The organism is Sphingosinicella sp. BN140058 (genome assembly GCF_004135585.1).
GTDB lineage: Bacteria > Pseudomonadota > Alphaproteobacteria > Sphingomonadales > Sphingomonadaceae > Allosphingosinicella.
In genome coordinates this window covers 4,458,025-4,476,758 of record NZ_CP035501.1, presented here as the reverse complement: position 1 = coordinate 4,476,758, position 18,734 = coordinate 4,458,025, and the positions used below count along the sequence as shown (strand labels likewise).

Below are 18,734 nucleotides of genomic sequence, written 5' to 3'. Positions count from 1 at the left end.
GGACTATTCGAGGACGCCCTCGTGCAACCTCAGCACCCGATCCATCTTCGCCGCGATCCGCTCGTTATGGGTGGCGACGAGGGCGGCGCTGCCTTCGTCGCGAACGAGGCGGAGGAATTCGGCGAAGACGATGTCGGCAGTGCTCTCGTCGAGGTTGCCGGTCGGCTCGTCCGCGAGCACCAGCGCCGGCCTGTTGGCGAGCGCCCTTGCCACCGCAACCCGCTGCTGCTCGCCGCCCGAGAGCTGGCTCGGCCGGTGGGTCAGCCGCTGACCGAGGCCAAGCGAGGAGAGCAAGGATTCCGCGCGTGTGGCCGCAGCAGTCGGTTCGGCGCCGTGGATCAGCTGCGGCAGGATCACGTTCTCCGCGGCGGTGAAATCGGGCAGCAGATGGTGGAACTGGTAGACGAAGCCGAGCGCGTCGCGCCGGAGGCGGGTGCGACCGTCATTGTCGAGTGCCGCCGCTTCCTCGCCGCCGATGCGGATCGAACCTTCGAAGCCGCCCTCGAGCAGGCCCACCGCCTGCAGCAGGGTGGATTTGCCGGAGCCTGAGGGTCCGAGCAGGGCCACGATCTCGCCCTTGCGGATCTCGAGATCGATGCCGCGCAGGACGTGGATGGTGACTCCGCCCTGCTCGAAATTGCGTTTCAGGCCGCGGACGAAAAGAACGTCATTCATATCGAAGCACCTGAACGGGATCGGTGCTCGCCGCCTTCCAGGCCGGATAGAGAGTGGCAAGGAAGCTGAACAGCAATGCCATCAGAACGATCGCCGTCACTTCGAACGGATCGGTCTTGGACGGCAACTCGGTCAGAAAGCGGATCGAGGGATCCCACAGATTCTGGCCGGTGACGAGCTGGATGAAATTCACCACCGACTGGCGGAAGAACAGGAAGATCGCGCCGAGCACCAGCCCGGCGAGGATGCCGAGGGCGCCGATCGACACGCCGACGGTCATGAACACCTTCATCATCGCGCGGCGCGAAGCCCCCATGGTGCGCAGGATCGCGATGTCGCGAGTCTTCGCTCGCACCAGCATGATCAGCGACGACAGGATGTTGAACACGGCGACCAGAATGATGATCGAGAGCACCACGAACATCGCGACCCGCTCCACCTGCAGCGCCTCGAACAGCGAGGAGTTGAGCGACCGCCAGTCGGCAATCACCGCGCGCCCGCTGATCAGCGGGCGAAGCGGCTCGAGGATCTCCCCAACCCGGTCGGCATCGACCGTCTGGATTTCGACCATGCCCACCGCATCGCCGAGCATCAGCAATGTCTGCGCATCCTGGATCGGCATCACCACGAACGCCTTGTCGTAGTCGTAGACGCCGACCTCGAAGATCGCCGAGACGTTGTACGAGACGATTCGCGGCACCGTTCCGAAGGGAGTCGACCGCCCTTCCGGGCTGATCAGCGAGATCTGGCCGCCCACCGTCGCGCCGAGCGCCTCGGCAAGCCGGGCGCCGATCGCGACATTGTTCGACCCCGGCTGCAGCGACTCGAGCGACCCCGCCGAGACCTTGCCCTTCAAGGTCGGGTTGGCGAGAATGTCCTGGCGCTGCATGCCGCGCACGAGCACGCCTTCGACGCGGCCCGAATAGCTCGCCATCAGCGGCTGTTCGATCAGCGGCACCGCCGACGTCACACCTTGCGTGGCGCGAGTCTCGCGGACGATATCCTGCCAGTTGTCGAGCCTGTTGCCGTAGCCCTGGATCACCGCATGGCCGTTGAGCCCGACGATCTTGTCGAACAGTTCGGCGCGGAAGCCGTTCATCACGCTCATCACGATGATCAGAGCGGCAACCCCGAGCATCACCGCCACCAGACTGATCGCGGCCACCAGGAAGATGAACCCCTCCCCCTTGCCCGGCAGCAGGTAGCGCCGGGCGATCATCCGCTCGTAGCGGTTGAGGATCACAGGGTCAGTCTCGCCAATGCGCTTTCGATCGAGAGTTCCTCGCGTTCGCCGCTGGCGCGGTTCTTGAGCTCGACGACGCCCTTGGCCAGTCCCTTGGGGCCGACAATCAGCTGCCAGGGCAGGCCGATCACGTCCATCGTCGCGAACTTCGCGCCGCCGCGTTCGTCGCGGTCGTCGTAGAGCGTCTCGACGTCGGCTGCCTGCAGCTCGCGATAGAGCGTGTCGCAGGCATCGGTGCAGGCGGCATCGTCCGCCCGCATGTTGATCAGGCCCACCCGGAACGGCGCCACGCTTTCCGGCCAGATGATGCCGTTATCGTCATGGCTCGCCTCGATGATGGCGCCGATCAGGCGCGATACGCCGATGCCGTAGCTGCCCATGTGGGGCTGGACCTGGTTGCCGTCCTTGCCCTGAACCGACAGCCCCATGCTGGCGCTGTATTTGGTGCCGAACGCAAAGATATGGCCGACCTCGATGCCGCGACGGGTGCGCAGGCGGTCCGCAGGAACCGGGCAATCCGTGACCTTGGCATGTTCCTCTTCCTCCATCGCGTAGAGGCCGGTCAGGCGGGCGATGGTCGATGCGTCGGCGGAGAGCAGTTCCTCGCGGGTCACCTCCTCGATCGCGGCATCGTAGAAGACGGCGCTCTCGCCGGTATCGGCGAGGATGTGGAATTCGTGGCTGAGATTGCCGCCAATCGGCCCGGTCGGTGCGCGCACCGGCACCGCCTGCAGACCGAGCCGGGCGAAGGTGCGCAGATAGGCGACGAACATCGCTTCGTAGCTGGCCTTGAGGCCGTCTTCATCCATGTCGAAGCTGTAGGCGTCCTTCATCAGGAACTCGCGCCCGCGCATCACGCCGAAGCGCGGGCGGCGCTCGTCACGGAACTTCCACTGGATGTGATAGAGGGTGCGCGGCAGATCGCGATAGGAGCGCGCCGCTTCGGAGAAGAGCTGGGTGATCATCTCCTCGTTGGTCGGTCCATAGAGCATCTCGCGCTCGTGGCGGTCGACGAAGCGCAGCATCTCCGGACCATAAGCGTCATACCGTCCCGACTGGCGCCACAGATCGGCCGATTGCACGGTCGGCATCAGCAATTCGACTGCACCCGCCCGATCCTGCTCCTCGCGCACGATCTGCTCGATGTTGCGCAGGACCCTCAGCCCGAGCGGCAGCCAGGCGTAGATGCCGGCCGCGGTCTGGCGGACGAGCCCCGCCCGGAGCATCAGCTTGTGGCTGACGATCTGGGCATCGGAGGGCGTTTCCTTGGTGACGGGAAGCAGATAGCGGGAAAGACGCATCGGGTTGCAAAGATCCGTTGGAGAGAGCGGCCAGTCTCTACGGGCGGCGCTGTGGCAAGGCAACCGCTCTGCGACTCGTCGGGGCTGGGAGAGCGCTGTGTCTTTCTCGACACAGGCCGTCAGCATTTTACCACAAGCCTTTGATCACCCCGTGACAATACGGGGCATCGTCGACTAGCAGAAATCCACCGGACGATTGGCGAAGGCCTCGGTTCGGGGAGGCTTCGGCCCCGTAATCCTATGCGAGGTGGGATTGCGCGCGGGCCGTCATCTTCCAAGGGGGTTGACGAGCAATCGTCACGCAGGTGCCCGGGCAGCGATGCCCGGGCACTTGTTGTTTGGGCCTCGATCCAACGCCGACGTGTTCCCCCGACCGCCATCGATCGTCATCGAGCTGCAATACGATCTTGCTACATCCCGATCTGCGGAAGACGGGAGTCGAACGATGCTGAACGACAGGACGAATTCGGCGAAGATCGATCACTTTGCCGATCAACATATCGGCGGATGGATGCTGTTCGCCCGGTTGCTGGTCTGGGCAACGCGGAACAATCGGCCTGCCTGATCTGTGGCCGCCGGCATCTATAGCCAACATGTTCGAACAACCGCTCCATTTATCGGGAGAGTGTTTGTGCTGATCTCCGAAGACAAGGATTTCCACGTGGCGCGCGCCCGCGCGGAGCTCGACGCAGCCTATCGTGCCGACCGCTCCGAGGTTGCCAGTGCGCATCTGAAGCTCAGCGCATTGCACATGCGCCGCGCCCAGCAGCTCGCCGAATCGGGGCGCGAGATGGAGCTCGCCTGGATCGAGCGTTGTGCCCCGCTCCACCGCACGCGGGCGACGATCCTCGAAACCGCCTGATGGGCTCGACCCGACGCCGAGCTTGAGCTGAGCGGGTGGGGCAAAGCGGATCGTCGCCCTACCGTCCCTGATCCGGACCGAAACATCGATACGGTGATCGTCCTGTATGGAAGTGCCGGCCTGAATCGGCCAAGGGACGCGCAGCCGACCCGATCACCCCTGTTCGCTGGTCGGTCAGGGCCGAGGCAGCTCCCCCCATTAGCGCGCCTCGGTCCGCCCATGCGGGCACCCTGTTGCCGGCCATCCGGAATCGCTGCAGTGGACGCGATGTGCCGTCCTTCCTAGTGTCGGCCCAATTCCCGGCGCCCTCGCGGCGTCCCTGCCCGGAGCTGCCTGGTTGAGCCCACCTGCCGAACCCGTCGTTCGTCCCGACGTCCGCGCCTTTCTCGATTTCCTCAACGCTCTTCCCGGGCCGCGCAGCAACGAGGCCGGCCTTGCCACGGCGCGCGAGATGCTCCGCAAGTCGCGCGATGTCGCGGATGCGAAGGCCGAAAGGCTTGCGCTGATCCGCGACATGTCCTGCCCCGGCCCGGACGGCGACATCCCGCTCCGTCTGTACGACGCACGCGGGACTCGTCCGCCGGGTCCGATGCTGCTGTTCTTCCATGGCGGCGGCTTCGTGCTTGGCGATCTCTACACGCACGAGCCTTTCTGCACTTCGCTCGCCATCGCGCTCGATCTGCCGGTACTCGCTGTCGATTACCGCCTCGCACCCGAGCACCCCTTTCCCGCCGCCCCCGAGGATTGCATCGCGGCCGCGCGCTGGGCCGCGGCCAATCCGGATCAACTCGGCCGCAGCGTCACCAGCCTCATCCCCTGCGGCGACAGCGCCGGCGGCAATCTCGCGATCGTCGTCAGCATGGCACTGCGCGACGCGCCCGCACCCATTCCCGTGCTCGCGCAATGGGCGATCTATCCGGCCGCCGATCCGGCCGGCCATTATCCGAGCTTCCGCGAATTTTCGGAAGGCTATCTGCTGACCCGCAGCGACATGGACTGGTTCACGGACTGCTATCGCGCCGACACGAACGACTGGCGTTATGCGCCGTTGCTGAAGGATCAGGCCGGAATGCCGCCGAGCCTGATCCTGACCGCAGGCCTGGATCCGATCCGGGATCAGGGCCGCGCTTATGCGGCCGCCTTGGTCAAGGCCGGCGTGGAGACCGTGTTCCGGGAAGCAGCGGGGAACATCCACGGCTTCATCTCGCTTCGCAAGGCGATCCCCTCGTCGCAGGACGACGTCACGGAGGCGATCGCAGCGATGAAGCGGATCATCGAGGAGGCACAGGCACAATGAGCAGCGCAACACCGGACCGGGAGACGCTCCCTTATCGCCCCGGCGCAGGCGTGATGCTGATCAACCGCGAAAACCAGGTGTTCGTAGCGCAGCGTCTCGATTCGACGCTCGAGGCATGGCAGATGCCGCAGGGCGGCCTCGACGATGGCGAAGACGCCGAAGACGGCGCGCTGCGGGAACTCGAGGAGGAGACCGGGATCACACGCGACAAGGTGGAAGTGATCGCGCGCGCGCCCGAAGTCCTGCTCTACGATTTGCCCGAGGATCTGGTCGGCAAGCTGTGGAAGGGCAAATGGCGCGGCCAGCGCCAGCATTGGTTCCTTTGCCGCTTCCGGGGCGAAGATTCGGACATCGACATCGAGACCGAGCATCCCGAGTTCCGCGCCTGGCGCTGGGCCGACCCGGAAACGCTGCCGGCGATGATCGTGCCGTTCAAGCGCGACCTGTACGAAAAGGTGCTGCACGCCTTTCGCGAATGGCTGCGCTGAGCGTAGGGCACGGACGCCACCTGTACTCCGCCGCGCCGGTTGGCTAGAGCGGGGCGATGCGGGGGCTGACGACCATCGAGCGCGACGCGATTGCGCGCTGCGCCGCCGAGCCGATGCTCGACCAGGTGACGGCCTGGGCGGCGATCAACAGCGGCTCGCGCAATCTCGAGGGGCTACGCAGGATCGCCGAGACCCTCGCCGACGCCTTCTCCGCGCTGCCGGGCACTCTGTCTCTCCTGCCCCCTGCCCCGGCGGAAGCCGTCGATGCCGACGGCACCGCCCGCGCGATCGAGCACGGTCGCAACCTCCATCTGGTGGTGCGGCCGGATGCGCCGGTGCAGCTGCTGCTCACCGGTCATATGGACACGGTATTCGGCCCGGATCATCCGTTCCAGGCCGTCGCCTGGCGTGAAGAGGGCGTGCTCGGCGGCCCCGGCGTCGCCGACATGAAAGGCGGACTCGCGGTGATGCTAGCCGCGCTCAAGGCGATCGAGGACGCGCCGTCGGCGGCGAAGCTCGGCTACGAGATCGTGATCAATTCCGACGAAGAGGTCGGCTCGCCGGGTTCGGCGGCCCTGATCTCCGCCGCCGCGCGTGGCAAGCGCGCCGCCTTCACCTACGAACCGGCGGCGCTGCCCGACGGCACGCTCGCCGGCGCCCGTCCCGGCAGCGGCAACTTCTCGATCGTCGTCCGCGGTCGGAGCGCCCATGCCGGCCGCAATCCCGAAGAGGGACGCAATGCTCTGGTCGCGGCGGCCGATCTCGCCGTGCGATTGGCGGCGGCACGAGCGCCCGGCCTCTCGATCAACCCGGCGAAGATCGACGGCGGCAGCCCCAACAATGTCGTCCCCGATCTCGCCATCCTGCGGGTCAACATGCGGCCGGAAACCCGCGAGAAACAGGCCGCAGCGGAGGCGGCGCTGGCGGGTGCGGTCGATGCCATTGCCGCAGAACATGATGTCATCGTCCATGTTCATGGCGGCTTCGGCCGGCCGCCCAAGCCGCTCGACGCGGCCGCCGCGCGGCTGTTCGGGCTGGTCCGGATATGCGGTGCCGATCTCGGACAGGATATCGCCTGGCGCGCAACCGGCGGAGTATGCGACGGCAACAACATCGCCGCCTGCGGCGTGCCGGTGGTCGACACGATGGGTGTCCGCGGCGGCGCCATTCACTCGGCCGACGAATATCTGATCGTGAAGAGCCTGGAGGAGCGCGCCCAATTGTCTGCGCTGGCTCTGCTCAGGCTCGCAACAGGGGAGGAATTGTGAGCTTTCGCGTGCGCCCGGCGGGCAATGACGATTTCCAGGCCATTTACGAGATGGCGAAGCTGACCGGCGGCGGTTTTACCAATCTCCCGCCCGATCGCGGCGCACTCGTCGACAAGATCGTCCGCTCGCAGAAATCGTTCGAGCGCGAGGGCGACGAGCCGAGCGACGACATGTTCCTGTTCGTGCTCGAGAATGTCGAGACCGGGCAGATCCGGGGTACCTGCCAGGTGTTCGGCATGGTTGGAGTCCATGCGCCCTTCTACAGTTACCGGATCGGCACTCTGACCCAGACGTCGAAGGCGCTCGGCAAGACCTTCCGCGCCCAGTTGCTGAACCTCTCCACCGATCTCGAAGGCTCGTCGGAAGTGGGCGGATTGTTCCTCCACCCCGGCGAGCGCGCCGGCGGGCTCGGCCTGCTGCTCGCCCGCAGCCGCTATCTTTTCATCAAGCTGCATCGCGAGCGGTTCGGCCGCCGCGTGCTGGCTGAGCTTCGCGGCGTGATCGACGAGAGCGGCGGCTCCCCCTTCTGGGATGCGATCGCCGGCAAGTTCTTCGCGATGAACTTCCAGGAAGCGGATGAATTCAACGCCGCCCACGGCACCCAGTTCATTGCCGATCTGATGCCGAAGACACCGATCTACACGGCGATGCTGCCGGAAAGCGCGCGCAGCGTGATCGGCGTTCCCCATCCCAAGGGCCGGGCGGCGATGAAGATGCTGGAGAATGAGGGTTTCCACTTCGACTGCTACGTCGACATCTTCGACGGCGGTCCAACGATGCTGGCACCGACCGATCAGATCCGGACCATTCGCGAGTCACGCCTGCTGACGCTCGACGCCGTCGCGGACGAGGTCGAGGGTCATCCGGAAATGCTCGCGGCGGGGCGAATGGAGGATTTTCGCGCCTGCTGCGCCACCGTGCAGCTTTCGGCGGAAGGGAAGGCCTCGGTCAGCCGCAGGACTGCCGAGATGCTCGGCATCGCCCCCGGAGACAGCTTCCTGGCGATGAGCCGCTGAGCGATGCGCGAGATCAACTTCGACGGGATCATCGGGCCCAGTCACAATTATTCGGGCCTGAGCCTCGGCAACGTCGCCTCGGCCAGCAACAAGGGGCTGGTCTCGCACCCACGCGCCGCCGCGCTGCAGGGGGTGGCGAAGATGCGCCACAATCTCCGTCTCGGCCTCGCGCAGGGGATCTTGCTCCCGCATCGCCGGCCGGACCGGGCTTGGCTCGGCGAACTCGGAACCGATGTCGGCACGGTGCCGCCCTCGTTGCGCGCGGCCGCATTCTCCGCTTCGGCGATGTGGGCCGCCAATGCCGCCACCGTCTCGCCGGCGCCCGATTGTACCGATGGCTGCTGTCATCTCACCGTCGCGAACCTGCGAACGATGGCGCATCGCAGCCACGAATGGCCCGAAACGCTCGCCCAGTTGCGGCTCGCCTTTGCCGACGAGACCCGGTTCGCGGTCCATCCGCCGGTGCCGGCGACCTTTGGCGACGAGGGCGCGGCCAATCACATGCGGCTCTGCGCCAGCCACGATGCGCCGGGAATCGAGGTTTTCGTCTACGGCCAGCGCGGCGGCGCCTACCCGGTTCGCCAGCATGAAGAAGCCAGCCGCGCCGTCGCCCGGCTGCACGGTCTCGATCCGGAGCACACCTTGTTCGCCTGTCAGTCGGAAGCGGCCATCGCCGCCGGCGCTTTCCACAACGACGTCGTCGCCGTCGCCAACGAAAACGTTCTGTTCACCCACGAGCAGGCATTCGAGGACCGGCCGAGTCTGTATGCCGCGCTGAAGCGCCGCATACCGGAAATCGAGATTGTCGAGGTGCCGGCCAGCGCGGTCAGCCTCGAAGACGCGATCCGCTCCTATCTGTTCAATGCGCAACTCGTCACCCTGCCGACCGGCGGCATGGCGCTGATCGTGCCGGACGAGGTGCGCGAAACCCCGACGGTTTGGGCTTGGCTGGAGGCGCAAGTCGCCGGCAACGGCCCGATCCGCCGGATCTTCGTCGTCGATGTCCGCCAATCGATGGCCAATGGCGGGGGCCCGGCCTGCCTGCGCCTGCGGGTGGTGGCGGAGCCGGAGTGTATCGACCCCCGCTTCCTCGTCGACGAGGCAAAGCTGGACCGCATCGCGGGCGTGATCGCCCAGCATTGGCCGGAGGCAATGGCGCCCGATCAATTGCGGGAGCCCGCGATCTGGACGCAGATGGAGCGCGCCCGCGCGGCCCTTTACGAGGAGATAGGCCTGCGGGAGCTCATCTGAGCTCCCGCACGGCGCCTCACTCGGCGCTCCAGTAAATGTCGATCGGCACGTCCATGGCCGAGACGACGCGCCCGATCGGATGCGAAGACAGCGGCCCTTCCTTGAGCGCCTGTTCCAGAACCCGGCGCTTCTCGGCGCCCGAAATCACGATCATCACCGTGCGGGCCGAGGCGAGCGCAGGTGCGGTCAGCGTGACGCGCGGCACCGGTGCCGCCTCCGGCAAAGGATCGGGGCGAACGCCGATCGCACGCCGCGTGCGGGGTCCATTGACCGCGGCATCGAAGTCCGGTCCCGGAAAGATGCTGGCGGTGTGGCCGTCGGCACCCATGCCGAGGCAGGCGAGATCGAGCGGCCATTGCAGCAGCGACAGCCGCGCATCGGCGAGCCGCCCTGCTTCCTGCGGGTTGTCGAGCGCCGCTTCGTCGATCAGGCTTACGATGTCGGCCTTCTTGGCACCGAAGAAGCTGTCGAGCTTACGGTAGTTGCTGAGCCCGTCACCGAGCGGCACCAGCCGGTCGTCGGTCGGGATCAGGGTGACTTTGGTCCAGTCGATGTCCTTGCGCTTGAGCAATTCGGCGTAGATCAGGTCCGGGGTCGAGCCGCCCGGCACCGCCAGACGCGCGCCCTTGTGCGCTTCCAGCGCGCTTTCGATCACGAAGCCGATGTCGCCGGCGACCTGTTCGGCCATTTCCTTGGCGGAGTCGAACTCCCACCATTCGATCTCGTCCATTGTTCCTCCGCTGAAATCGTCTCCAAGGAACCGCGCGCCGGGCGCGTCGGTTCCGGTCGGGAGTGCCGTTAGAGGAGTCACCGATGCCTGCCAAATCGAAAGCGCAGCAGAAGGCCGCCGGAGCCGCACTTTCCGCCAAACGCGGCGACACCCCGAAGAGCAAGCTGCAAGGGGCGTCCAAAAGCATGGCCGAATCGATGAGCGAAAAGCAGCTCGAGGAACTCGCCGCGACCAAGCGCAAGGGCAAGCCCGAGCACGTCTGATCAGCGCTGTGCGAAACTGACGATCTTGACGTGCTCGCCGGGCCGGATCGGCTGATCGGCGGTGCGATTGTTGAGGAGAAGGAACAAGGGCAGCCGATCGGGATCGGCCATTCGGCCGGCGAGAGATGCGACGGTGTCCCCCGCACCCGCCACGATCACCTCGATACGGCGCGGCTTGAGGCTTCTTAGGTCTTCATCCGTCAGCAGGTGAAAGGAACGGAATAGCGGATGGAGTACAGCTGGCGCCGCGCCGGGGGCATTCGACACCATCGCGAAATGATAGGCGTTGCCGCCCGGCGCAGCGTAGACCGCGATCGAAATTGGGATTTCGCCATTCTGGGTCGCAACGGCGGCTGGTACGAACAAGGCAGCCAAGCCGTTTACCCTCTCTGCCCGTGCCGCTCCGGTCCGAAAGGGTGCATCGCCGAGGAGCTGGCGCAGCAGCACCTCGGCATAGGCTTGCAGCCCGCCTTCGGGAATCCGGCCGCCGCCGAACTCGCCGCGTATTCCATCGGGACCTTCGATCAGGATCGCCTGGGGGCTGTTGGTAAGGGTGAAGCCCGGCGGCGCTTCGAAGCCGATGCGCATGACCGGGTGGGCGAAGCGCCGCCCCAGGACGAAGCCCTGTTGCGGATCGTCGCCGTAGAGCAGGCCGTCGAGAGTCTGGAGATAGCGCTCCTCATATTCAGGCAGAGCATCGGGTGCGACGCCGGTGGCTTGCGCCGCTTGCCGCGCCCGCTCCACCCGATTGCCGGTCAGCGGATGGGTGCGGGCCCATTCCGGGATGCTCCTGGCCTCGTCGCGCCCCCGGGTGGCGGCCAGGAATTGCTCCTGGCGGGCGAGCGCACCGAGCATGTCGGAGGCCGCATAAGGATCGTAGCCGGCGCGGCGCAGGAAGCCGAGGCCGAGATCGTCCGCCTGATACTCCTGGCTGCGCGAGTAACGGAGGGTGAAGAAGGTGGCGGCCTCACCGGCGATCCGGGTCAGTCGCTCGGACCCGGTCAGCACCTGCACCGCGAGCACGCCGAGTCCGCGCCACAGAGACCGTTTCTGCTGGCGCTTGCTGTGCTGGCCGACGATGTGGCCGACCTCGTGCGCAAGCACCGAGGCGAGTTCGCCCTCGCTGCCGACGATGCCCATCAGCCCGCGGGTGACGTAGATGTAGCAGCCGGGCACCGCGAACGCGTTGACCACGTCCGTGTTGACCAGGGTGAAGGTACATTGTCCGTCGAGCCCTGCCGCGGCCGCGACCTTCCCGCCGAGCTTGGCCAGATAGGCGCTTTCATCGCCTTCGTAACGGCCGCCGAACTCGGCGAGCAATTGCTCGTGCTGCTCGGCCGCGGCGGCACGATCCTCGTCGGTCACGGCCGGAGCCGAGTTGGACCCGCCGCCGCAACCGGCGAGCAGGAGGGAGGCGGAAGCGAGCAGAAGGAGAGTATGACGCATGGGGCTACGGACGCTCCGCGACCGATCCGGTTGCGTCATGACTCTTCCGCTCAGGCGAAGATTGCCGCGAGTTCGTCCGTGCTCGCGCCTTCCTTGACCATGCGGAGTTCCAGATACAGGCTGGCGAGCATGGCTGCCCCGATCAGCGTGGTCACAGCGGCCGAAAACCCGTTCAGCAATGCGGTGGTGAGCGGCGACTGAAGATCTGCAGTGCCCATGCGCGCAACCATGGCCTCGAACGCAGCCGAGGCAAAGAGATAGAGGAGGAGCAGGGCAAAGATCATCCATCGCGAGCCCTTGGTCAGTTCGGCGCTTCGGCTGAGGCTTTCGACGATGCCCGTCCGCTCGTGCACGAGCACCGGAACCGCGACTGCCCAGGCGACGTAGAGCATGATGCCCGGAACGATGAGAAGGGCCAGACCCGCGACGATACCCAGTCCTGAGAGGATCGCGAGTCCGATCATCGGCAGCACCATGCGCAGCGAGGCGATGACGCTGCCACGGACGTCGGCCGGGCTGCCGCTCAGGGTCAGGATCGCGGATCGGGTCAACGCGGCCTGCAGCAAATAGGTACTGACGAAGGTTACGAAACCGGAGACCACCGCCAACGTGATCGCTGCGACACTGAACGATTCCACCCCCTGATCGACGAGAAAGTAGACCAGGAAGGTGGGGATGCCGGCGAGCAGGAGGGAGGCAAGGAAGTAGGCCGGCGCATTGGCTTCGATCGCGCTGACGCCGCCCTGGATGACCCTGCCGATGTCGATTTTCGTCGGCTGCGGAAGACTGGCCATGCAATACCCCATATCGTTGCCCGCGCGACCCTAAGCTGCGGCGCCGCTTTGTCCATCCGTCGACGATAGCGCGCCTTCCGCTTGCGCACCGCACCCGGAGCCGCGTACATCGCCCGCAGGGGGCGTGCATTGGCGGAGACGATTGCAGAGGAGTGGACCGCGACGGGCGAGCGCGCGCGCTTTGCCGAGGCGCACGAGAAACTGCGCGCCGACGGCTCGCTGCAGTTCGATCTGCCGGCCTTCGTTCCGCCCAAGCCGCCGGCATGGCTGCGCTGGCTTGGCGAGCTTCTCGAAAATGGCGGCCCCGTCTTCAAGCTGATCTTCTGGGTCGTGCTGGCGGTGGTGGTGCTTGCCATCCTCTACTGGCTGTTTCGCTGGATCGAGGGCGGCGGCCTCGCCTTCCTGAAACGTGATCGCAAGCAGGAACCCGACTCCACCGGCGAGACATGGCGGCCGGAGGAGGCTCCTGCCCGTGCCTTGCTCGCCGAAGCCGACAGGCTCGCCGCAGCGGGCCGTTTCGCCGAAGCCGCGCACCTGCTCCTCTTCCGCAGCATCGAAGAGATCGAGCGCAAGCGCCCCAAATTGGTGCGCCCGGCGCTGACCAGCCGCGACATCGCCGGCGCGCCGCAGATCCCGCCCGCGCCGCGCAGCGCCTTCGGGCGCATCGTTATGGCGGTGGAGCACAGCCTGTTCGGCGGCCGCCCGCTCGATGCGCAGGATTGGACGTCCTGCCGCGCCTCTTACGAGGAATTCGCCTTCGCGCCGGAGTGGAAGAGTTGAGCACCGCCCCTGCCCCGGAGCCCGTGTTCAATCCCAAAATCGTGATCGCAATGATCACGGCGGGCCTCGTCGCCTTCGCCTTGTTCATGGTGCTGATGGCCTATGCCGGCGATCTGCGTGGCGGCCGCGACGGACGCGCGCACGCCCTTTCCGGATCGGCGGTCGGCTTCAAGGGCCTGGTGCGCCTGATCACCCTCGGCGGCGGCGATGGGGAGCTCGCCCGCTCGGAGGAGTCGCTCGACACGGAAAACCTGGTCGTTGCCGCCGTCGAGCCTGCTACCAGCCACGACGCGCTCGAAGCCTTCATCAAGGCACGCGCCAATCGGCCGACCCTGATCATCTTGCCCAAATGGCAGGTCGTCCCCGACGCGACCCATCCCGGCTGGGTCAAGTCGGCAGGTTTCATGCCGGACTTTGTGCTCTCGCGGATTCTCGACGAAGATGGCCGGTACAAGGTTCGGCAGACGAAAGGCACGCCGATCGCTCGCGGCCAAGGCTTCATGCCCGGTTTCCAGGCTCCGGCCCCGGCGATGGTCCAGGTGATCGAGGGCGACGATCTGACCCCGCTGGTCACCGCCGGAACGGGCGCTACGCTTCTCGCCAAGATCGGGGACTCGCCGCTTTACGTCCTCGCCGAACCGGATTTGCTCAACAACCAGGCGATGCGCGATCCCGTCCGTGCCAAGGCGGCGCTGACGCTGCTCGACGAGCTCAACGCCACCGATGCCGACGGTGTCGTCTTCGATCTGACCCTCAACGGCTTCGCCCGCCAGCCGAGCGCATTGAAGCTCGCCTTCGAACGGCCGTTCCTGCCGCTGACGCTGGCGCTGGCGGTCGCGGCCTTGCTGGCGGGGCTGCACGGCGCCTTTCGCTTCGGGCCGGCCGCACGGGACCAGCGCGCCGTCGCCTTCGGCAAGAGCGCTCTCGTCGAGAACAGCGCGGCCTTGCTGCGGCTGGCGCGCCGTGAACACCGGACGGGCGAAGCCTATGCCGAGCTCATCCGCGAGGCGGCCGCGCACGACAGCGGCGCCCACCTTGCCCTCCGCGATGCCGAGCTCGACGCCTATCTCGACCGCCTTTCCCCGGCCGATCGGCCGAAATTCACCGCCCTCGTAGAAGACGCGCGAACCGCCGAGGATCGCCCGCGCCTGATCGCCGCAGCGCGCGCCTTGTTTCAGTGGAAGAAGGACCTGATCACGTGAAGCTAGAAGACGTCAGAAGCCTCGCCGACACCATCCGCGGCGAAATCGCCAAGGCGATCGTCGGTCAGGAGGAAGCGGTCGAGCTGCTGCTCGTGGCGCTCTTCTCGTCGGGACACGTCCTGCTCGAAGGCCCGCCGGGCACTGCCAAGACCTTCCTCGTCCAGTGCTTTGCGCGAGTGCTGGGGCTCGGTTACGGCCGGATCCAGTTCACCCCCGATCTGATGCCGGCCGATATCCTCGGTTCCAACCTGTTCAACTTCCAGACCAGCCAATTCACCCTCACCCGGGGGCCGATCTTCTGCGAATTGCTGCTTGCCGACGAGATCAACCGTACGCCGCCCAAGACACAGGCCGCCCTGCTCGAGGCAATGCAGGAGCGGGCGGTGACGATCGACGGGGACACCCACGCCCTCTCCGACCGGTTCATGGTGGTCGCGACGCAGAATCCGATCGAGCAGCAGGGCGTCTATCCTCTGCCCGAAGCGCAGCTCGATCGCTTCCTGTTCAAGCACCGGATGGACTATCCCTCCGCCGAGCAGGAGCGGAAGATCGTCGCCCAGCACGGCGCCCGCTTCGGCGCGCCGCGCGCGGAGGAATGGGGCATCGCACCACGCGTATCGCCCGAAAAGATCTCGGCGGCGACCGCGGCCGTCGCGGCGATCCCGATGGTCGACGAAGTCGCCGATTATGTCGTCAATCTGGTGCGGGCGACCCGCGAAGCGGCGGATCTCGAGACCGGTGCCTCGCCGCGCGCGGCGGCGATGCTCGCCGGTGCGGCGCGCGCCCGGGCCGCACTCGACGGCCGCGACTATGTCATCCCCGACGACGTCAAGGCACTGGCATCGGCGGTCCTTCGTCACCGCGTCACGCTCTCCCCGGCCGCCGAGATCGAGGGCCGACCGGTGGAGACGGTGATCGACCGGCTGCTCGACGCCGTTGAGGCGCCGCGTTGATCTACCCTGCGGCGCGCGCGATCGTGGTCGCCGGCGCGTCGGCGCCGGTTGCCTTGCTGATCGGCGTGATAGCGCCGGCTTATTGGGTCGCCGGCCTCGCCTTTCTCGGCTTCCTGGTGGTTCTCCTCATCCTCGATGCAGCCCTCGGCGCCTCGCCGAAGGACGTGGCGGTGACCGTCGGTGGACTCAAGAGCGCTGCTGCCGGATCCGAATTTTCGGTCGAGATCGCGCTCGCCTTTGCCCGGGCGGCGCCGGCTGCGTGCGAAGTCGCCATCGACAGCCACTACCTTCTCGAGGCGCCCGACGGGCTGCGGACTCGGGTCAGGATCGTCAACGGACGCGGCGAGGCGGCCATCCGGCTGATCGCAACCCGCCGCGGGGTGGCTCGCTTCGAGCAATTATGGGTTCGCTGGCAAGGTCCGCTGGGCCTCGTCTGGAAGCAGCGCGTGCTGGCAGTCGCCGATGAGATCGTGATCGTGCCCGACGTCCGGTCGCTGCGCGAGCGCTCGGCCGATTACAGCCACCGCGACATGCTGCACGGGCTTACCGCACGGATGCAGATCGGCGAAGGCGCCGAATTCGATTCCCTCGCCGATTTCCAGCAGGGCATGGATCGGCGCGCGATCGACTGGAAGCAGTCGGCGAGGCACCGCAAATTGCTCGCCAAGGAGTATCGGACGGAGCGCAACAACAACGTCATCATCGCGCTCGACAGCGGCCGGACGATGTGCGAGCCGCTCGCCGGCCTTCCCAAGATCGATCGCGCCGTCTCCGCCGCCTTGCTCACTGCTTTCGTGGCGCTGAAGGACGGCGATCGGGTCAGCCTGTTCGGCTTCGATTCCCATCCGCGGGTCTCGACCAAGCCGGTGTCGGGTGCGCGCTCCTTCGCCTTGCTCCAACGGGTCGCGGGTGCGGTCGAATATTCGGATCGCGAGACCAATTACACGCTGGCGCTGGCGACGCTGACCACCGGGCTGCAGCGGCGTTCGCTGATCGTCATCTTCACCGACTTTGCCGACACGATCAGCGCCGAGCTGATGCTCGCGGCCGTCGGCACCCTGCTCAAGCGTCACCTCGTCCTGTTCATCCTCTTCCGCGACGAGGAACTGGAGGGTTTCGCCGCGGCCGAGCCGAACGCACCGGAAGACGTCACCCGGGCGGTGACGGCGGCGGCGTTGCTCCGCCAGCGGCGTCTCGTGGTCAATCGGCTGAAGCGCCTCGGCGTTCATGTCATCGAAGCAGCGCACGACCGCGCCGGCCCGGCGCTGGTCAACGCCTATCTCGAGGTCAAGCAGAGGAATTTGCTGTGAATGCTCCCTCGTCCTTCCGTGGCCTGCGCGCCGAGCGCGAGGAGGAATGGCGCCGGCTGGATGCCCTGGTGTCGCTGTGCGAGAAGAAGTCGCCCCGGGCGCTGTCCGACGACGATCTGATGGCGTTGCCGATCCTGTATCGCAGCGCTCTGTCGTCGCTGTCGGTGGCGCGCGAGACATCGCTCGATCTGGAGCTCGTCACCTATCTCGAGCATCTCTGCGCCCGCGCTTACTTCTTCCTCTACGGGGTGCGCACCTCGCCCGGGGCACGGCTGCGCCAGTTCTTCGCGAACGATTGGCCCGCCGCCGTACGCGGGCTGGGCCGGGAGACCCTGATCGCGCTTGCCTTGCTGCTTGTCGGAACGATCGCCGGCTATCTGCTCGTCTCCAGCCAGCCGGAATATTTCAGCGCCTTCGTACCCGGCGAGCTCGCCAACGGCCGCGATTTCAGCGCCAGCCGCGAGACGCTGCTGAACAGCCTTTATTCTGGCAAGGAGCAGGACGGGCTGGCGGTATTCGCCACCTATCTGTTCACCCACAATGCCCAGGTCGCAATCTTCTGCTTCGCGCTCGGCTTTGCCTTCGGCATACCGACGGCCTTGCTGCTCGCCTATACCGGCGCGATGCTCGGCGCCTTCCTGGCGCTCTATGGCGGCCACGGCCTCGGCCTCCAGCTCGGCGGCTGGCTGATCATCCACGGCTCGACCGAATTGTTCGCGATCGTGCTCGCCGGTGCCGGCGGGCTCCGGATCGGCTGGAGCGTCGTTTTCCCTGGCGCGGCCTCCCGGCTGGCAGCCGCGAGCGTCGCCGGGCGCGGCGCTGCCACCGCCATGGTTGGGGTGGTGCTGATGCTGATCGCTGCCGGCCTGCTCGAAGGCTTCGGCCGCCAGCTGATCGTCGACGATGCTGTCCGCTACGCTATCGGCCTCACCATGATGCTTCTCTGGCTCGTCTATTTCTATGCACCGCGCAGGCGCCGCAATGGCTAGAACCGCCGGCCTCGCCCCGCGCGACGAAGCGGCCATGCGCCGCCGCCTGGTCACGCCCGAAGGCGTCGATCTTGGCCTGACCCTCGCCACCGCGAGCCAGCGCATGACCGCGTTCATGCTCGATGCGGTGATCATGATCGTCGTCCTGATCGCGATGACTCTGATCGCGGTGTTCGGACTGTTCGCCACTGGCGGCGGGGGCATGCAGATCGTTGCGATCACCTGGCTGCTCGGCTTCTTCCTGCTCCGCAATTTCTACTTCATCCTGATGGAGATGGGGCCGCGCGCGGCGACCTTCGGCAAGCGCGTGGCCGGCCTCCGAGTCGTCGCTCGCGACGGCGGCAGGCTCACCGCGGACGCGGTGATCGCGCGCAATCTGATGCGCGAGATCGAGGTCTATCTTCCCCTCTCCTTCCTCGGGTACGAAGCCGCCGGTGACGGGGTCGACACGCTGACGACCCTGCTTGGCCTCGGCTGGGCCGGCATCTTCCTGTTCTTCCCTGCCTTCAACCGCGATCGCCTGCGCATCGGCGATCTGCTCGCCGGAACCTGGGTGATCAACGCACCCAAGCGCAGCCTCAGCTTCGATCTGATGCGCGGAACTGCCGCAAGCGGCGGCTACCAGTTTACCGAGGAACAGCTCGACGCCTACGGAATCTACGAACTGCAGACGCTGGAACAGGTGCTCCGCACCGGCGACTATGACAGCATGGCCGCGGTCGCGATCACCATCCGCGACAAGTTCGGCATCGGCGAGGTCGACAGCAACGAAGCCTTCCTCAACGCGTATTACGAGGCGCTGCGGACGCGGCTGGAGCGCAAACTGCTGTTCGGCCGCAGACGCGTCGACAAGTTCGACCGATAAG

At 66.5% G+C, this 18,734-nt stretch carries 19 protein-coding genes; 13 read left to right on the top strand and 6 right to left on the bottom strand.

Annotated elements, in window-relative coordinates:
- Positions 1-3: 3 nt before the first annotated feature.
- The 3 genes from ETR14_RS20170 to proS are packed head-to-tail and all read right to left on the bottom strand — an operon-like array spanning position 4 to position 3,219.
- Positions 4-675, bottom strand: coding sequence for an ABC transporter ATP-binding protein (locus ETR14_RS20170; protein ID WP_129388079.1), 672 nt, complete (start codon positions 673-675; stop codon positions 4-6).
- A complete protein-coding gene (locus ETR14_RS20165; RefSeq protein WP_129388076.1) occupies positions 668-1,918 on the bottom strand; it encodes a lipoprotein-releasing ABC transporter permease subunit in 1,251 nt (416 codons plus the stop codon). Before ETR14_RS20165 ends, ETR14_RS20170 begins: the two co-directional genes overlap by 8 nt.
- Positions 1,915-3,219: a proline--tRNA ligase gene (proS, locus tag ETR14_RS20160; RefSeq protein ID WP_129388073.1), complete on the bottom strand. Its 1,305-nt coding sequence runs from the start codon at positions 3,217-3,219 to the stop codon at positions 1,915-1,917. The genes ETR14_RS20165 and proS overlap by 4 nt, the downstream gene beginning before the upstream one ends.
- 631 nt (positions 3,220-3,850) lie before the next feature.
- Between proS and ETR14_RS20155 the strand changes: the two genes are divergently transcribed.
- The 6 genes from ETR14_RS20155 (at position 3,851) to ETR14_RS20130 (ending at position 9,401) form a co-directional block, all read left to right on the top strand.
- On the top strand, positions 3,851-4,081 hold the full coding sequence (locus ETR14_RS20155; protein ID WP_129388070.1) for a hypothetical protein: 231 nt from the start codon (positions 3,851-3,853) through the stop codon (positions 4,079-4,081).
- Between the two features lie 337 nt (positions 4,082-4,418).
- Entirely contained in the window at positions 4,419-5,378 is a 960-nt protein-coding gene (locus tag ETR14_RS20150; RefSeq protein WP_243455601.1) for an alpha/beta hydrolase, read from the top strand.
- Positions 5,375-5,866 (top strand): RNA pyrophosphohydrolase, encoded by a 492-nt coding sequence (locus tag ETR14_RS20145; RefSeq protein WP_129388065.1) that lies wholly within the window; start codon positions 5,375-5,377, stop codon positions 5,864-5,866. The genes ETR14_RS20150 and ETR14_RS20145 overlap by 4 nt, the downstream gene beginning before the upstream one ends.
- A gap of 56 nt (positions 5,867-5,922) precedes the next feature.
- The gene (locus ETR14_RS20140; RefSeq protein ID WP_129388062.1) at positions 5,923-7,134 is read left to right on the top strand and encodes a hydrolase; all 1,212 of its coding nucleotides are present in this window, start codon (positions 5,923-5,925) and stop codon (positions 7,132-7,134) included.
- Positions 7,131-8,150 carry an arginine N-succinyltransferase gene (locus ETR14_RS20135; RefSeq protein ID WP_129388059.1) on the top strand — a complete coding sequence of 340 codons (1,020 nt, stop codon included), beginning with the start codon at positions 7,131-7,133 and terminating at the stop codon, positions 8,148-8,150. Before ETR14_RS20140 ends, ETR14_RS20135 begins: the two co-directional genes overlap by 4 nt.
- A 3-nt stretch (positions 8,151-8,153) precedes the next feature.
- The gene (locus ETR14_RS20130; protein WP_129388057.1) at positions 8,154-9,401 is read left to right on the top strand and encodes an N-succinylarginine dihydrolase; all 1,248 of its coding nucleotides are present in this window, start codon (positions 8,154-8,156) and stop codon (positions 9,399-9,401) included.
- 16 nt (positions 9,402-9,417) lie between these two features.
- On the opposite strand, the gene pgl is transcribed toward ETR14_RS20130, so the two are convergent.
- On the bottom strand, positions 9,418-10,131 hold the full coding sequence (pgl, locus tag ETR14_RS20125; RefSeq protein WP_129388055.1) for a 6-phosphogluconolactonase: 714 nt from the start codon (positions 10,129-10,131) through the stop codon (positions 9,418-9,420).
- An 83-nt stretch (positions 10,132-10,214) separates the two neighbouring features.
- Here pgl and ETR14_RS20120 point away from each other — a divergent pair, with 83 nt between their 5' ends.
- The gene (locus ETR14_RS20120; RefSeq protein WP_129388052.1) at positions 10,215-10,394 is read left to right on the top strand and encodes a DUF3008 family protein; all 180 of its coding nucleotides are present in this window, start codon (positions 10,215-10,217) and stop codon (positions 10,392-10,394) included.
- Here the strand turns inward: ETR14_RS20120 and ETR14_RS28960 are convergent, their stop codons facing one another.
- Both ETR14_RS28960 and ETR14_RS28955 read right to left on the bottom strand, forming a co-directional pair.
- Positions 10,395-11,840 carry a M48 family metalloprotease gene (locus ETR14_RS28960; RefSeq protein ID WP_206185876.1) on the bottom strand — a complete coding sequence of 482 codons (1,446 nt, stop codon included), beginning with the start codon at positions 11,838-11,840 and terminating at the stop codon, positions 10,395-10,397.
- Positions 11,841-11,890: 50 nt separating this feature from the next.
- Positions 11,891-12,634, bottom strand: coding sequence for a hypothetical protein (locus tag ETR14_RS28955; RefSeq protein ID WP_206185875.1), 744 nt, complete (start codon positions 12,632-12,634; stop codon positions 11,891-11,893).
- A 129-nt stretch (positions 12,635-12,763) separates the two neighbouring features.
- Here ETR14_RS28955 and ETR14_RS20110 point away from each other — a divergent pair, with 129 nt between their 5' ends.
- From ETR14_RS20110 to ETR14_RS20085, 6 genes are read left to right on the top strand one after another with little or no spacing between them, the layout of a single operon-like run.
- On the top strand, positions 12,764-13,414 hold the full coding sequence (locus ETR14_RS20110) for a DUF4129 domain-containing protein (protein ID WP_243455600.1): 651 nt from the start codon (positions 12,764-12,766) through the stop codon (positions 13,412-13,414).
- A 23-nt stretch (positions 13,415-13,437) separates the two neighbouring features.
- Positions 13,438-14,616 carry a hypothetical protein gene (locus ETR14_RS20105; RefSeq protein ID WP_129388049.1) on the top strand — a complete coding sequence of 393 codons (1,179 nt, stop codon included), beginning with the start codon at positions 13,438-13,440 and terminating at the stop codon, positions 14,614-14,616.
- Positions 14,613-15,569: a MoxR family ATPase gene (locus tag ETR14_RS20100; RefSeq protein ID WP_129388046.1), complete on the top strand. Its 957-nt coding sequence runs from the start codon at positions 14,613-14,615 to the stop codon at positions 15,567-15,569. The genes ETR14_RS20105 and ETR14_RS20100 overlap by 4 nt, the downstream gene beginning before the upstream one ends.
- Positions 15,566-16,879, top strand: a complete 1,314-nt coding sequence (locus tag ETR14_RS20095; RefSeq protein ID WP_129388043.1) for a DUF58 domain-containing protein — start codon at positions 15,566-15,568, stop codon at positions 16,877-16,879. The genes ETR14_RS20100 and ETR14_RS20095 overlap by 4 nt, the downstream gene beginning before the upstream one ends.
- The gene (locus ETR14_RS20090; RefSeq protein ID WP_129388040.1) at positions 16,876-17,868 is read left to right on the top strand and encodes a stage II sporulation protein M; all 993 of its coding nucleotides are present in this window, start codon (positions 16,876-16,878) and stop codon (positions 17,866-17,868) included. The genes ETR14_RS20095 and ETR14_RS20090 overlap by 4 nt, the downstream gene beginning before the upstream one ends.
- The gene (locus ETR14_RS20085; protein WP_243455599.1) at positions 17,861-18,733 is read left to right on the top strand and encodes an RDD family protein; all 873 of its coding nucleotides are present in this window, start codon (positions 17,861-17,863) and stop codon (positions 18,731-18,733) included. The genes ETR14_RS20090 and ETR14_RS20085 overlap by 8 nt, the downstream gene beginning before the upstream one ends.
- The last annotated feature ends 1 nt before the right edge of the window (position 18,734 follow it).

Coding starts and splice junctions, on each gene's coding strand:
- ETR14_RS20170 (WP_129388079.1), bottom strand. CDS start 675: ATGAATGACGTTCTTTTCGTCCGCGGCCTGAAACGCAATTTCGAGCAG.
- proS (WP_129388073.1), bottom strand. CDS start 3,219: ATGCGTCTTTCCCGCTATCTGCTTCCCGTCACCAAGGAAACGCCCTCC.
- ETR14_RS20145 (WP_129388065.1), top strand. CDS start 5,375: ATGAGCAGCGCAACACCGGACCGGGAGACGCTCCCTTATCGCCCCGGC.
- ETR14_RS20140 (WP_129388062.1), top strand. CDS start 5,923: ATGCGGGGGCTGACGACCATCGAGCGCGACGCGATTGCGCGCTGCGCC.
- ETR14_RS20130 (WP_129388057.1), top strand. CDS start 8,154: ATGCGCGAGATCAACTTCGACGGGATCATCGGGCCCAGTCACAATTAT.
- pgl (WP_129388055.1), bottom strand. CDS start 10,131: ATGGACGAGATCGAATGGTGGGAGTTCGACTCCGCCAAGGAAATGGCC.
- ETR14_RS20120 (WP_129388052.1), top strand. CDS start 10,215: ATGCCTGCCAAATCGAAAGCGCAGCAGAAGGCCGCCGGAGCCGCACTT.
- ETR14_RS28960 (WP_206185876.1), bottom strand. CDS start 11,840: ATGCGTCATACTCTCCTTCTGCTCGCTTCCGCCTCCCTCCTGCTCGCC.
- ETR14_RS28955 (WP_206185875.1), bottom strand. CDS start 12,634: ATGGCCAGTCTTCCGCAGCCGACGAAAATCGACATCGGCAGGGTCATC.
- ETR14_RS20085 (WP_243455599.1), top strand. CDS start 17,861: ATGGCTAGAACCGCCGGCCTCGCCCCGCGCGACGAAGCGGCCATGCGC.